At 45.8% G+C, this 13,867-nt stretch carries 14 protein-coding genes; 13 read left to right on the plus strand and 1 reads right to left on the minus strand.

Annotation, left to right across the window (positions count from 1 at the left end; genetic code table 11):
- The first annotated feature begins 154 nt into the window (after positions 1 to 154).
- The 9 genes from ACQCN2_RS14510 (at position 155) to ACQCN2_RS14550 (ending at position 7,702) form a co-directional block, all read left to right on the plus strand.
- Complete coding sequence (locus tag ACQCN2_RS14510; protein WP_426929644.1) at positions 155 to 736, plus strand: RNA polymerase sigma factor; 582 nt, start codon at positions 155 to 157, stop codon at positions 734 to 736.
- Positions 723 to 1,814 carry a TolB family protein gene (locus ACQCN2_RS14515; protein ID WP_426929645.1) on the plus strand — a complete coding sequence of 364 codons (1,092 nt, stop codon included), beginning with the start codon at positions 723 to 725 and terminating at the stop codon, positions 1,812 to 1,814. The genes ACQCN2_RS14510 and ACQCN2_RS14515 overlap by 14 nt, the downstream gene beginning before the upstream one ends.
- Positions 1,815 to 1,827: 13 nt before the next feature.
- Positions 1,828 to 4,065 (plus strand): hypothetical protein, encoded by a 2,238-nt coding sequence (locus tag ACQCN2_RS14520; RefSeq protein WP_426929646.1) that lies wholly within the window; start codon positions 1,828 to 1,830, stop codon positions 4,063 to 4,065.
- A gap of 1 nt (position 4,066) precedes the next feature.
- Complete coding sequence (locus tag ACQCN2_RS14525) at positions 4,067 to 4,993, plus strand: ABC transporter ATP-binding protein (protein WP_426929647.1); 927 nt, start codon at positions 4,067 to 4,069, stop codon at positions 4,991 to 4,993.
- A complete protein-coding gene (locus tag ACQCN2_RS14530) occupies positions 4,993 to 5,844 on the plus strand; it encodes an ABC transporter permease (protein ID WP_426929648.1) in 852 nt (283 codons plus the stop codon). Before ACQCN2_RS14525 ends, ACQCN2_RS14530 begins: the two co-directional genes overlap by 1 nt.
- Positions 5,845 to 5,892: 48 nt before the next feature.
- The gene (locus ACQCN2_RS14535) at positions 5,893 to 6,072 is read left to right on the plus strand and encodes a hypothetical protein (protein WP_426929649.1); all 180 of its coding nucleotides are present in this window, start codon (positions 5,893 to 5,895) and stop codon (positions 6,070 to 6,072) included.
- A 106-nt stretch (positions 6,073 to 6,178) separates the two neighbouring features.
- Entirely contained in the window at positions 6,179 to 6,505 is a 327-nt protein-coding gene (locus tag ACQCN2_RS14540) for a DUF1292 domain-containing protein (RefSeq protein ID WP_426929650.1), read from the plus strand.
- Positions 6,506 to 6,579: 74 nt separating this feature from the next.
- The gene (locus ACQCN2_RS14545; protein ID WP_426929651.1) at positions 6,580 to 7,125 is read left to right on the plus strand and encodes a GNAT family N-acetyltransferase; all 546 of its coding nucleotides are present in this window, start codon (positions 6,580 to 6,582) and stop codon (positions 7,123 to 7,125) included.
- 16 nt (positions 7,126 to 7,141) lie between these two features.
- Positions 7,142 to 7,702: a GNAT family N-acetyltransferase gene (locus tag ACQCN2_RS14550; protein ID WP_426929652.1), complete on the plus strand. Its 561-nt coding sequence runs from the start codon at positions 7,142 to 7,144 to the stop codon at positions 7,700 to 7,702.
- 30 nt (positions 7,703 to 7,732) lie between these two features.
- Here ACQCN2_RS14550 and ACQCN2_RS14555 read toward each other — a convergent pair whose 3' ends face one another.
- A complete protein-coding gene (locus ACQCN2_RS14555; protein WP_426929653.1) occupies positions 7,733 to 8,119 on the minus strand; it encodes a YflT domain-containing protein in 387 nt (128 codons plus the stop codon).
- 427 nt (positions 8,120 to 8,546) lie between these two features.
- Between ACQCN2_RS14555 and ACQCN2_RS14560 the strand changes: the two genes are divergently transcribed.
- From ACQCN2_RS14560 to ACQCN2_RS14575, 4 genes are all read left to right on the plus strand, one after another.
- On the plus strand, positions 8,547 to 10,502 hold the full coding sequence (locus tag ACQCN2_RS14560) for a DNA gyrase/topoisomerase IV subunit B (RefSeq protein WP_426929654.1): 1,956 nt from the start codon (positions 8,547 to 8,549) through the stop codon (positions 10,500 to 10,502).
- A 2-nt stretch (positions 10,503 to 10,504) separates the two neighbouring features.
- Positions 10,505 to 13,063, plus strand: a complete 2,559-nt coding sequence (gene parC / locus ACQCN2_RS14565) for a DNA topoisomerase IV subunit A (RefSeq protein ID WP_426929655.1) — start codon at positions 10,505 to 10,507, stop codon at positions 13,061 to 13,063.
- Between the two features lie 2 nt (positions 13,064 to 13,065).
- On the plus strand, positions 13,066 to 13,392 hold the full coding sequence (locus tag ACQCN2_RS14570; protein WP_426929656.1) for a hypothetical protein: 327 nt from the start codon (positions 13,066 to 13,068) through the stop codon (positions 13,390 to 13,392).
- Between the two features lie 145 nt (positions 13,393 to 13,537).
- On the plus strand, positions 13,538 to 13,741 hold the full coding sequence (locus ACQCN2_RS14575) for a hypothetical protein (protein ID WP_426929657.1): 204 nt from the start codon (positions 13,538 to 13,540) through the stop codon (positions 13,739 to 13,741).
- The last annotated feature ends 126 nt before the right edge of the window (positions 13,742 to 13,867 follow it).

Here is a 13,867-nt window from a genome sequence, read left to right on the forward strand (position 1 = left end):
AATCTACCGAAGGATTATAGCATACAAGGCTACGTTTTTTCTAATTTAAACCATGTTTAGACACTTCATGATAAAATTATTTTTGCTAGTCAGTGACGTTTTTGTTCAATCTCTCGTCAGTACGGATAGTTAGATTGAGCATGGAGGAAGAGGGATGGGAATGCCATTGAAACAGGAGGAAAATAAGTTTTCTCCAGGAAAGAGCCATCCGACAGGACACTACGAGAGTAGAGATTTTTCTGAGCTCTATGACGAGTATTTTGATCGGGTCAATCGTTACTTGCGCTGTCGTGTTTTTAATTCATGGGATGCAGATGATTTAACTGCTGTCGTGTTTATCAAAGCATTGGAAAAATTCGATCAATACAGCCGCACCAGTCCATTTGCTTCGTGGATCTTTCGGATTGCTCACAATGCGTTTGTTGATTTTTTACGCAAGAATCGGGAAGTGCCAGTTGAGCACGAGGAAATCCTGGAAAGTAAGTCTGACGATACCTGGCAACCTGAGCTGCAAGCTTTGACCAATGAAGAGATTCGCCAGTTAAAAGATCGGCTGGATCAGTTGACAGCAGACCAGCGAGACGTACTGAGCTTGCGGTATTTTGCCGATCTGAAAATTCAACAGGTGGCTGAAGTGTTGGGCAAAACCGAATCGAGTATCAAAATGATATCCCACCGAGGAATTCAACAGCTACAAAGATTATACATGGAGGGAGACTGCCATGAGAGACGATGAACGCAGTTTAGACCAAGACTTGCAGGACAAGACGATATCACAACTCCTACGACACCTCAAGCAAATTCGTCAGGCAGTGCCCGTAAATTACCAATTGAAGGCGGATTTGAAACAAAAATTACTGGAACAGATGCGACAAATGGAAGCGACGAAGCATTTGGAACGCCAGTCGGAAATACAAGCTCAACCATCAAAGCAATCACGCTGGAAGCGCTGGGTGACGCTCAGTATCGGAGCAGTTGTCGTCGTGACCGCAGTCGTTACGATCACCATGTTTGGGAGCCATTCGATTCGTCTGGATCACATTCAACCTGTCTCAATTCCGAACGCCAAGTATTCAATAGAAGAAGCAGCGATTTCTCCAAGAGGGGATCAGCTAGCGTTCATTACGAACGAGGCTAAGGTTCGCACCTATTCAATAGAAGACAAGTCCATCGTAAGGGAATTTGCTTTGCCGCAAACTAATGGGAGCTATCAGGCGATTGCTTGGTCAGCAAACGGAGCACAGCTGGCGATGATCGAACAAACTTCTGATGTCGCACGGATATGGGTAGTCGATATGGATCAGCAGCCACGTCAGTATGGAAGCCGATTAATCTACGAAGAAAAGAATGTCACACTGAGACATCTCTCATGGAATCCGAATGGCAATCAGATTGCCTTCACCAAAGATCAGAATGGCGTGCAGGAAGTTGATCTGGTAAGTACTGCTACCCTTGCTGTGGAGCCTCTTTTGGAAGGAAGTCAGGCGGTTTGGTCACAAGACGGCAAATCACTTGCTTTTGTTCAGAATGGACAAGTGATGGTGTTGGATATTCCAACCAAGAAGACTGAAAAGATTGACAATGGCTCGAGTCCATCATGGCTATCGGATCATGAGCTTACCTACATAGGGAGCGATCAACAGCTAATGGGTGCCTCGGTTAATCTTGAGAAGTATGCCTTGGAATCCAAAGAGCCCGCGCATACCCAAAACCAGACAATGAAGCAAGCAAGCTGGTCTCAAGACGGCAAAACGGTTCTGTTCTTGGCGAATCAACAGAAGAACGAATGGTTTATCGCACAACGAGATCGATAAAGGAGAGAATTTCATGTGGAGATGGTTTCTGATCGTAGCAGTTTTCTTGATTGGAATGCAGACGCATCCAGTAGCTGCTGAAGAGAACATAGAGATGCAGGTTAACATGCCGCTTAGCGGGATCATGAAGTATGGAGAATGGTCAAAACTTGAAATTAACCTGAACAATAACGGTCCAGAATTTGATGGGATGGTAGTGCTGGGAAGGTCTGAGGGCTACCGTAAATCAGATAAAACATTCAAGCAGCTTGTCCATTTATCCGCTGGCGAGAACAAAAAGGTTTTCTTTGAGATTCCCAATGAGATTCTCCAGAGTGGTTATATGAAGGTTCAGCTGGTGAAAAACGATTCAGTAATCGACGCGAAACAAGTCTATCAGGAAAATAGTGATAGTTGGGGGGCAATTGTAGCTCCTAACCCCAATGCGTATTATTTCTTAAACATGAAAAATGAAGATCCATCCAAAAACCCGTGGCTGCCAAGTAATTGGAAATCATTATCTCCAAAAGCATTTCCGGAAGAATCTTGGGTTTTGCGTAACTTACAATTGTTGGCGGTAGGCAATGTCGATTCGTTTAATGACAATCAAATTCAAGCGATAAAAGATTGGGTTCGTCAAGGTGGACAATTGATCATCTCCGCTGGGCCCAACCAGGACGGAGTGCTCTCCAAGTATCAAGATGTGCTCCCAATTACAGCGGGGCACAGTGGTACCACAACGAAGCTTGACCTTTTGAAGCAGCTTTCCGGACATGATCAGCTGCCGATCTCGTCCCTTCCGGTTTATAACACGGATGAGCCACTTTTTGTAATGAAGCAAGTAGGCAATGGACGAATACTTTTTGCCAATTATGATGTAAATGCTGAACCGCTTGCATCTTGGCAATATAATCGGCAATTGTGGAAACAAATCCTTACGAAAAGCAGCATAGGAATCGACAAAACTCAGATGAATACAGTGAATTCGCTCGACTTTTCCCTGATGGATTTAAGCCGTGTGATTCCTGGAGTCTCTTTACCAGCGACGGAGTGGCTTGCCGTAATCTGGGGAGTGTATATCCTCCTTGTCGCACCTCTTCTTTATCTTGTATTAAAAAGAAGAGACCGCAGAGAGTGGGCGTGGGGATTAATTCCTTTATTCGCAATTTTGCTGTCTGTCGGGGTGTATACCATCGGACGTCTGCAAATCTCCAAACAAGATAGCAGTAATAGTGTATCTAACATCAATATAATTGACAATGATATGGCGAATGTAACAAATGTCACTTCATTCTTGGCCGTTTCGGGCGGTACCTATAACATTCAAGCAGCCAAAGGATTCCTTACCATGCCGCTTGATTTCAAATCACAGAGGTTAGAAAACAGTCAGATCGCTTATGATTCGGGCAAGGGCAATACCATTACGTTTGAACAGGTGCCATACTTATCTGAGAAAGTGGCGGTGGCATCCGGTATTCAACGGGGATTGGGCTCCTTCCAATCCAAACTCTCGGTTGAACAAAATAAGCTGGTGGGTTCGATTACCAACCAGACAACAATTGATATGCAAGAGGTTTACATTGATTTAGGGATCCAGCGAATACCGATTGGTTCATTGAAGAAAGGTGAAACCAAACAGGTGGAAAAGGAACTGAAAGAATTCTATTTGCCGAATCCAACTGAACAAGTGAATCCGCTCAAAGGGCCTAGTGTAGAGGAACTTTACGCGAATATGAAGTCGGCCGTTGTAAGGACAGTACCCAACACATTGCGGATTGTCGGTGTTTCTACCGAGCCATTATCCGTGATGAATATGGTTTCTCAAGATAAAAAAGAATTCTATTACAATGTGTTCAATCAAGGCTTCCGTCTGAGTCCAAGTCAGGATGGACGTATTCATTATCCGTCGGGCACACTCGAGGCGAATGCGGTACAGATAGATGGTAATGCGCCCAACAATGGCAATGGCTATTGGGAATTTGGACGTGGTTCGGTAACCTTTCATTTGCAACTGGATTCCTGCAATCTTGTTGTGAAGCGGGTTGTTATTCCGTTTGATCAGACGCCATATCGACCTTTATTAAAGGAAATTCATAATATCAAGGCCAATAAGTGGGAAAAACTAGATCGCTCACAACGAGTCGTCCTTGATGATCGGTTGACAGATTATCTGAACAGTGATGGCAATCTTGAAGTGCGTCTCACGAATGAATCTGCGCAGCGTCTCTCCGTGCCAACCCCTTACTTTGCTGTAGAAGGAGAGGAGAAATAAGATGATCCAGACAGAGAACTTATCCAAGCGGTATGGCAAGCTCCATGCGCTTACGGATTTGTCGTTGAAGATTGAACAAGGAAAAGTGTTTGGTTTTATCGGCCCTAACGGAGCGGGTAAGTCCACGACCATGATGATCCTGTCTACTTTACTGGCTCCTTCCTCAGGTAAGGCTTATGTGGCGGGATATGACGTCGAGAAAGATCCCAAAGCTGTCCGTCAGTCCTTGGGTTATATGCCTGACTTTTTCGGGGTGTACGACAATTTAAAAGCAACAGAGTATTTGGATTTCTACGCGGGAGCCTACAATATCCCGGAATCCAAACGCACGTCTTTAATTGCCGATTTGCTGGAGTTGGTGAACCTCTCCAATAAGGCGGATGCCTATGTCGATTCACTCTCTCGCGGGATGAAACAGCGCTTGGGATTGGCCCGCTGCCTTGTGCATAGTCCAGATGTGTTGATTCTGGATGAACCGGCTTCCGGCTTGGACCCGCGAGCAAGAATTGAGATGCGAGAAATCCTGAAGCAACTTCGATCGATGGGAAAAACGATCCTCATCAGCTCCCATATTCTCCCGGAACTATCCGAGCTGTGTGATGAGATTGGTGTCATTGAAAAAGGCAGACTCATCGCCTGTGGTTCCGTAGATGAAGTAAGCGTGGGAACGAGAGGAATCTCCGTCATGCTGCTCAAGGTCTTGGAAAAAGAGGAACTGGCGGCAAAAATCATGCAGGCGTCTCCCTATGTGCGTCGTTTGGACAACAAAAACAGTCACTTCCGGTTTCATTTTACTGGCTCCGAGCTGGATAAGGTCACGTTGCTTCAGCAATTAATGGCAGCGGATGTACCCGTCATTCACTTTGGAGAGTCCAAAGAAAATCTGGAAGATGTCTTCCTGGCAATTACGGAAGGAGTGGGGAATTAATGGGCTCCTTTTTTACGAACCCCTTAATCGTTAAAGAAATGCGGGAGAGATTCCGCACTAAAAAAACGGTCTGGATTCTCGGACTCTATTTGCTGGTGATGGGGGCGATCTTGCTCGGCTTCATGTATGTATCAAAGCTTGGCGGGATTCGCGTTCCAGGAGAAAGTCGAGAGGTGTTTTACCTCATCGCAATCATCCAATACGCCATGATCTGCTTTATCGCGCCAGCTCTTTCAGCCGGGGCAATCAGTGGAGAGCGGGAGAAACAAACCCTCAATATCCTGCTTACGACACAGCTGACGCCAGGTAGGATTATTGTGAGCAAACTTTTGACATCACTTGCTTTCATCTTCTTGCTGATTGTTTCTTCCTTGCCTTTGTACAGCTTTGTATTCTTGAGCGGTGGAATCTCCCCGACGCAGCTTTTGACTTTGTTCTGCTTTTTTGCGGTCAACATCCTTTTCTTCGGCTCACTCGGTTTGTTCTGTTCCACATGGATTAAACGGACCGGAGTCAGTACGATCACGGCCTATGGATTAGCGTTATTTGTTGTGGTGGGAACAGGGCTACTCTTCCTGTTCATCGGCATGTTGCTGCATGAGATGTATCCAGACGCCTTTATGGGGGATGAAGTGTTTGCGCTTCCGGCATTAAAGGTACTGGGTGCGTTGAATCCGGTAATGGTAATGTTCGATACGTTGGGAGAACCGCTTGGACCATCCATTAACTTTTTCATGCCGCAATGGTTGTTCTTCACCATCGTCTACAGCTTGATTAGCTTCCTGATTGTTGCCTGGAGCGCCTATCTGCTTCGTCCCATAAGAAGAACTTGGCTTCGTTGGAAGAAATAGCGGATTTCGTGTACAATAAGACGTGTAACAAGTAGAGGAGGCGAAATCATGGAGAATCCGAACAAACAAGAAGTCCAAATTGTCGATTTTGAAGAGTTGTTACAATACATTGAACAACGTCTGGAAAAGGCGCAAATGAAAGTTGGACGTGATGAAATCATTACGATCCTGCAAGCGGAAGAAGCCTTTTTGATGGAGAAGGGACTCATCGAAGAGATCGTGGAATAGTCATTCTCGTATATAGGTCTGTCCTTTTGGCGGTTGTGTCAACAGGATTGCATCTGTATACTGTAATGGAAGTACACCCTATCTATACTGAAGGACGTGAAACCAAATGACTGAGAACAAAGGGTTAGAAGTAGGAGACGTTATTACCCTCGACGACGAGAATGGCGAGCCGATTGGCGATTTTGAAGTACTTGCATTGTTTGATCTGGAAGGCAAGGAATATGTAGCTTTGACTCGTCCATTGGATGAAGAAGAGCTTGAAGAAGAAACAGATGAAGAGCTTGAGATTTTCGTTCTGGGCATTGAGGATGGCGAATTGGTGCCACTTGAAGAGGATGAAGAAACCAAAGCCTTCGCGAAGCTCGATGAAATTCTCGAAGATATTGAAATCGTTGGCGGCCATGACCACGATCACGATCACGAACATAAATAAGCATAAACGGATTACATAAGGGAGGGCACATTTTCGTGCTCTCTTTTCATTAGGTTTTGTGAACGGGGGATAGCATGATCATACAGCAGCAAGAATTATGTGTGAATGGGCTAACGTATACGATTCGATCTGCAATCGAGAAAGATGCGAAAGAATTGTCAGCGTTAAGATTACAGATTGATGGAGAGACCGAAAATTTAGACAGAGAAAAAGGAGAGGCGTTTATCGACCCATCAGGCTTTGAACACCTCATCCAAATAGATACATTAAATCAGCGGAATTTATTCTTGGTGGCGGTCGTTCAAGATCGGATCGTCGGGTTTTCCAGATGCGAAGGAAATCTTCTGAAAAGATTCTCTCATAAAGTCGAATTCGGCGTATGCGTCTTACAAGAGTATTGGGGCTACGGGATTGGGAAAAATCTTTTGAATGAGTCGATTGCGTGGGCTGACGCCAATGGCATTAAAAAAATGACGTTGAATGTTTTGGAAACCAACGAAAAAGCCATCCAACTGTATAAAAAGCTTGGATTTGAAATAGAAGGTGTATTAAAAAAGGACAAAATCCTCTCTGACGGACAATATTATAACACGGTTGTCATGGGAAGATTTCATGAATGAAGAAGGGGGCATTAAGGTGAACAACTTTCCTAGACTTGAAACGGATCGGTTTATTCTAAGACAATTGCGCTTAGAAGATGCAAAGGATTTATTCCAATATTTTTCTTTGGATGAAGTAACAGAATATTATGATTTAGCGTCGTTCGTCGAGGTGAGTCAAGCCGAAGAACTGATCCGTAGCTGGAATGAGCGATTTGAGAAGCAACAAGGGTTTCGTTGGGCCATTTGTACTTCCACAGACAATCGAGTAATGGGGACATGCGGCTTCCACAACTGGAGTAAGGAGCATTACAAGGCGGAGATCGGCTATGAACTAGCACCGGAATTCTGGCGGCAAGGCGTAATGACCGAAGTGGTTGGACAAGTCATAGCCTTTGGCTTCGAACAGCTAGGCCTAAATCGAATCGAAGCCTTTATTGATCCAGGGAATATAGCTTCGCGGAAGTTGTTGGAGAAGGTTGGTCTTCATGAAGAAGGTCACTTGAAGGAGTGTTTTTATGAAAAAGGACGCTTCGTGGATGCCGTTTTGTTTGCTGTCGTGAAAAATGATTGGATGTATTCAAAAGTCCCCTTGTAAAAAAGGGGACCTTTTTACCGTCTATTTCCATTAAACTGACATACTCGCCCCAGGAATAATATTATCCTTCAAATCATGAACGGCCAGGATACAGGTAAAATCTGTTTCTTGAAGCTCGCGTACAAGTGCGGAAGCTTCATCCTTGGTTAATCCCAAATGCTCCAATTTGGTCCGAAGTTCCTCGCCGCCGTTGGAGAACACATGGGCTTTGGATTCAATATTTCCCACCGCATCGTCTTTATGCTTACTGTACTTGTAATAGTTATCCCGTTGGTTGGAGTGATTGCGGGTTGGACTCCATTTCAGGACGTAAATATCGTCTTTGGCGTATCCGGAGGAATTGAGGGCAGCAATATCTGAAACAAGCTCCTGATCGAACTTATGGAACTTCACAAACGGTTTGGTCGCACTGATCATTCTGGACATCCTCCTTTGCTGCTAAGTGAAAGTCATGTCTTATTGTTACCGGAAAAGAAGTGGATTACCCGAGACGGAATCGATTTCTTTGTTCCCTTGAAAAGGGGGAACGAACCGCATACAATAAGAAAGGCTTTATGCGGGAAGAATCGATTTTTCACTTAGGCAAAAGCAGGTTCTTTAGCAAAAGAAGGAACTACATAAGGTCATGCCGAATAAAAACGGGTGCTACCACTTAATATGCAGATTGTGTATGCGAACGATTAAATCGACGAAGGCATAAAGTTAATGAGATAAGGATTAACTTGCCATCTTGCACGCGCAGGATGGCTGTTTTTTTCGTCTGTTGTTTTTTCTTTTGCTGATATGGTATAAAATAGCGATTAAGTGTTCGTATCGTGTTGATTCAAGTAGAGGGGAGAAGCGAATGACAGAACCTAATACACTTTCTTATACAGAAGATGATATTCAAGTCTTGGAAGGCTTGATTGCTGTACGCAAACGACCTGGCATGTATATTGGTTCAACGGGATCACGCGGGTTGCACCATTTACTTTGGGAAATTGTGGATAACGCGAAAGATGAAACCTTAGCGGGTTTTAACAATAAAATTATTGTGACGTTGTTTCCAGATGGCAGTGCGCGTGTAGAGGACTTTGGCCGAGGAATTCCAACAGGTATGCACAAAACTGGGCGACCGGTTCCAGAAGTTATCTTTACGACACTGCACGCAGGAGGAAAATTTGGCGGTGGAGGATATGCCAAGAGCGGCGGATTACACGGGGTAGGCTCCAGCGTGGTCGTAGCGCTTTCCAAATGGCTGGAGGTAGATATTCACCGCGAAGGCAAAATTCATAGGCAACGCTATGAATATGTCGTCGATGCCAACGGAGTGGAGCATGTAGGGAAACCTGTCACCGACTTAGAGATCGTTGGAGATACCAAGCGAACAGGGACGACCGTTACTTTTCTCCCGGATGAGAGTGTATTTACCTCCAATCGCTTCGATTTTGATCTCATTCGGGATCGCTTCCGGGAAACGGCTTTCCTGTTGAAAGGACTCAAAATGGTCCTGATCGACAAACGTGGCCCTCAGGAACGCAAAGAAGAGTTCTACTTCGAAGAGGGATTGAAATCATACGTCGAGTATCTTAACGAAGGCAAGCAAACTCTTCATCCAATCGTTTACTTCGATGGTGAGAAGGATAACATCTACGTTGAGCTCGCGTTTCAATACAATGATGGATACAGTGAAACACTTGTGTCCTACGTAAACTCTGTTCCAACTAATGACGGCGGTACACATGTGACCGGATTTCGAAACGGAACAACCCGTGTGTTTAATGAGTACGCTAGACGCAAAGGCTTCTTGAAGGAAAAGGATGCCAACCTGACAGGAAACGACCTGCGAGAAGGCTTCCTTGGGGTATTGTCGTTGCAGATGGGCGAAGTGCAATTTGAGTCCCAAACCAAAGACAAGCTGGGGAATGAAGAAGCGAGAACCATTGTCGAGCAAATCGTTTCCGAGAAGCTGGGCTTCTTCCTGGAAGAAAATCCGGAGATCGGTAAGCTCCTCGTGGAGAAAGCGGTTCGTTCAGCCGAGATTCGCGAAGAAATGCGTAAACAACGGGAAGCGCTTCGAGCGGATAAAAAGGGCAAAAATAATAAAAAACGCAAATCCATCTCCGAGAAGTTCGCGCCTCCGCAATACAAGGATCCGAAGCGTAATGAATTGTTCCTTGTGGAGGGAGATTCTGCGGGAGGTTCGGCTAAGCAAGCGCGGGACTCCGAATTTCAGGCAATTTTTGGCCTGAGAGGGAAGCCGCTTAACACAGAAAAAGCGAAGCTCTCCGAAGTCCTCTCCAATGAAGAATTCCGTACCATTCTGGAAGTCATTGACACCGATTTGGGAGAAGAATTTTCACTGGAAGATTGCGCCTTCGATAAAATTATCATCATGTCTGACGCCGACGTTGACGGTTCCCATATCCAGACGCTCCTTTTAACCTTCTTCTTCCGCTACATGCAGCCGTTAATCGCTTCGGGCAAGCTGTTCATCGCTCAGCCTCCGCTGTATCAGGTGTTAAAAGAAGGCAAAAATCCTCAAGCCATTTATTGCTGGGATGATTATGAGCTGGAACAGGCACTGAAGAAACTGGGCCGAGGAACAACGATTCAGCGTTATAAAGGTTTGGGGGAAATGAACCCTGATCAATTATGGGATACGACGATGAATCCAGAGACGCGCAAGTTGATTCAGGTCAACCTTGAAGATATGGCTCACAGCGAGAAGCTGGTTACTGTACTAATGGGCGATAAAGTTCCTCCTCGCCGTGAATGGATTGAAACCCATGTCACATTTGAAGTGGGAGAGGATGAATAAACATGCTATCCAATCGAATTATAGAACAAAGCTTCACCGAGATTATGGGGAAACGCTTCGGGGATTACGCCAATTTGGTCATTCTCTCCCGCGCGATCCCAGATGCTCGTGACGGCTTGAAGCCAGTTCAACGCCGAATTTTATATGCGATGTATCAAGAGGGCAACACAAACGACAAACCGTACCGCAAGTCTGCCAAGACAGTCGGTTATGTGATGGGTACCTTCCATCCACACGGCGATAGTGCCATCTATGAGACGATGGTACGGATGGCGCAATGGTGGAAGATGCGTCAGGTGTTGATTCAAGGACACGGGAACTTCGGTAGCTTGGACGCCGACCCGGCTGCGGCGATGCGTTATACGGAGTCACGGTTGTCCGCACTAGCGAACGAGATGTTGCGTGATATTGATAAAGATACCGTTACCTTTATTCCTAACTACGATAACTCGACCGAGCAGCCGGCCGTTCTGCCGTCGCGGTTTCCGAATCTATTAGTCAACGGAGCTTCCGGGATTGCCGTAGGTTTTGCCACCGATATTCCAACCCATAACCTGGAAGAAGTGATTGACGCGACCATCGCGCAGATGAAGAATCCGGCGATTACGCTAGATGAACTGATGGAGTTGGTGAAAGGCCCCGATTTCCCTACTGGAGGAATCGTGCAAGGGGTTTCGGGTATCCGCAAAGCCTTTGAAACGGGACGAGGTCAATTTATTATCCGCGGACGCACGGAATTGGAAGAGCCAAAGGGCGGCAAGGTGAAAAAAATCGTCATCACCGAAATCCCATACGAGGTGGTCAAATCTCGATTAGTGGCTCAGATTGATGAATTGGTGATGGAACGCAAGATTGAAGGAGCAATTGCGGTTCGTGACGAGACGGGGCGCAAGGAAGCGGAACAGAAAAAGGTTCGAATCGTGATTGATCTGAAAAAAGAGGCGGATCCAACGCCGATATTGCAGTATCTTTACAAAAACACGGATTTACAGATTTACTACAACTACAACATGAACGCGATCCATGAAGGTACGATTAAGCAGATGGGGCTAAAAGCGCTTCTTGACGCTTACATCGTGCACCAGAAGGAAGTCGTCACACGCCGCTGCCGATTCGATCTCGAGCGCAAGCAGAATCGTGAGCACATTGTAGAAGGGTTAATTCGCGCTAAGTCTATCCTGCGTGAGATCGTCGATACGATCATGGCTTCCAACGACCGTGCCGATGCTAAGCGTAACATCATGGAGCAGTACGGCTTCACAGATATCCAAGCAGACGCGATTCTGAATATCCAATTAGCTTCCTTAACTCGAATCGATATCGTCAAGCTGGAAAAGGAACTAGCTGCCTTGGCCAAGGAGATCAAGGAACTGCAAGCGATTCTTGACAGTGAGAAAAAGCTGATTCAAGTAATCGAATCCGAATTGACCGAAATTCGTAAGAAATACGCAGACCCTCGGAGAACGGAGATCCAGGGCGAGATTGAGGATATTAAGGTTAATATCGCGATGCAGATTAATGCTGAGGACTGTATCGTAACGTTTACCAACGATGGGTACATCAAGCGGACAAGTCCTCGTTCCTTCAAATCCATGGGGGGAACTATTGAGACCTGCGGGGTCAAGGAAGGCGACAAGGTGAAGAGCTTCATTGAAACTAACACCTCGCATACCGCCTTGTTCTTTACGCAGGACGGCAAATATTTTGTCATGCTGGTTAACGATATCCCGGATACCAAGTGGAAAGATATTGGAACGGCGCTGATCAACGTCATCCCGCTAGAGAAGCAGCAATCGATTATCGGCTTTACGATCATCGAGAACTTCCAGCAGCCGCTCTTCGTTTATCATCTGTCACGTTCCGGTTTAATCAAAAAAACGCCATTGACTGAGTATGAGACCAATCGTTCCAGTGCCATTGTGGCAGCCAAACGCAAATCGGATGAGGATTTGTTCGTCAAGTGCTTCGTGGCGGGGGAAGCAGAGAACATTCTAGTGATTACAAGAGAAGGCATGGGAATTCGCTTCCCAATTCTGGAGGTATCGGCTACTGGAAGAGCTTCCTCTGGTGTCAAAGCGATTGCTTTAGCGCCGCAAGATGAAGTAGTGACAGCCATCCTCTCTAATCCGGAAGATGATCGGGTGGTCAGTGTTCTTACCCAGGAAGGGGTACTGAAGCGTACCTACATCCGTGACTTCCCATTGCAAGGCCGTGCGGGAAAAGGGGTTATCCTTATTCGTAAGCGCAAAACCGCCCCGCACCAGATCATTGCCGCCATGCGGGAAGATGTGAATCGTGACAAACTAATCGTTTTGACTGAAACGCATGAGATGGTACTGATTGAACCGGATCATATCTCCATCAACGAACAAGGCGGAATCGGGCGAATGGCAGTCGAGCATAAGATCGTCGATGTTCTATTCGAAGCCACCTTGCCAACAGAGAATGGCCGAGGAGAACCAACCGTGTCAGAACCATCTAAAGCACCTGTCTCTCCTTTGGATGAATCGCCAGTGAAGCAGGCGAGTCTGTTTGATGATACGGATAAAAAGGAGTCGTAACCATGTCCCTTCCATTTGAGTCATTTACGACAGAATTAAATTATTTACAGGTGTCCTTGTTGTTAGATACCGTCTCCTATTTTGAGGAGTCACCTAAGCTGTTATCGATCCCTAGTCAACAGGGATCGGTAGCGGTACCTTTATTACCAGCTGCTTTGCAAGCCATGCTGGAGGTCCTTGAGAAGGATTCTCCCGCTCAAAAAAGCGAATTTTCCTTTGCTTTTGAATGGGTGGATGAGTCTTCTCAAAAAGGATTGGTTCGAATTGGGCTCCCCACTAAAGAGACGATCGAGCAAGAGACTGATTGGCAGGCGTTTTCGGCGGTCTAGAGATCAGACTTCTAAGTAAAGTTCCATGCGTCCACTTGACACCTAGGTATTTCCTGGGTAAGCGCAATTTTCGCTGTTTATTGACACATCTCGCGTAGGTTTTTATTTGGAGCTATTGGGAAAACTATGCTCGGAGGTGATCGGCATGGAACGAAATATGAAAGTCCGTGGACGTGAACTGAATTTTGCGTCCACGTATGATGGAGATGCGCAGTATAATGTCCAGGTGCGAAGTGGTGACAAGCTCATCACCATGTTCAAGGTGGCAGCTGAGGAAGAGGATGAGGTCTTCGATTCGGCTATTGCGCAGTTTACCGCAGAGGTTGACTTGGGCCACATTAAATTGTGAGATGACCTATTGGTTAAGAAGCTGTCGGGGGTTTCCCGGCAGCTTTTTTCGTGTGTAATATCGGAAGTAAAGAGGGACGAAGTCTTTTCTTAGATCTTTAACATTCGAAATATGCGGTATATAATG

The sequence above is a fragment of the Brevibacillus ginsengisoli genome, from assembly GCF_050113715.1.
GTDB classification, from domain to species: Bacteria; Bacillota; Bacilli; order Brevibacillales; family Brevibacillaceae; genus Brevibacillus_H; species Brevibacillus_H ginsengisoli.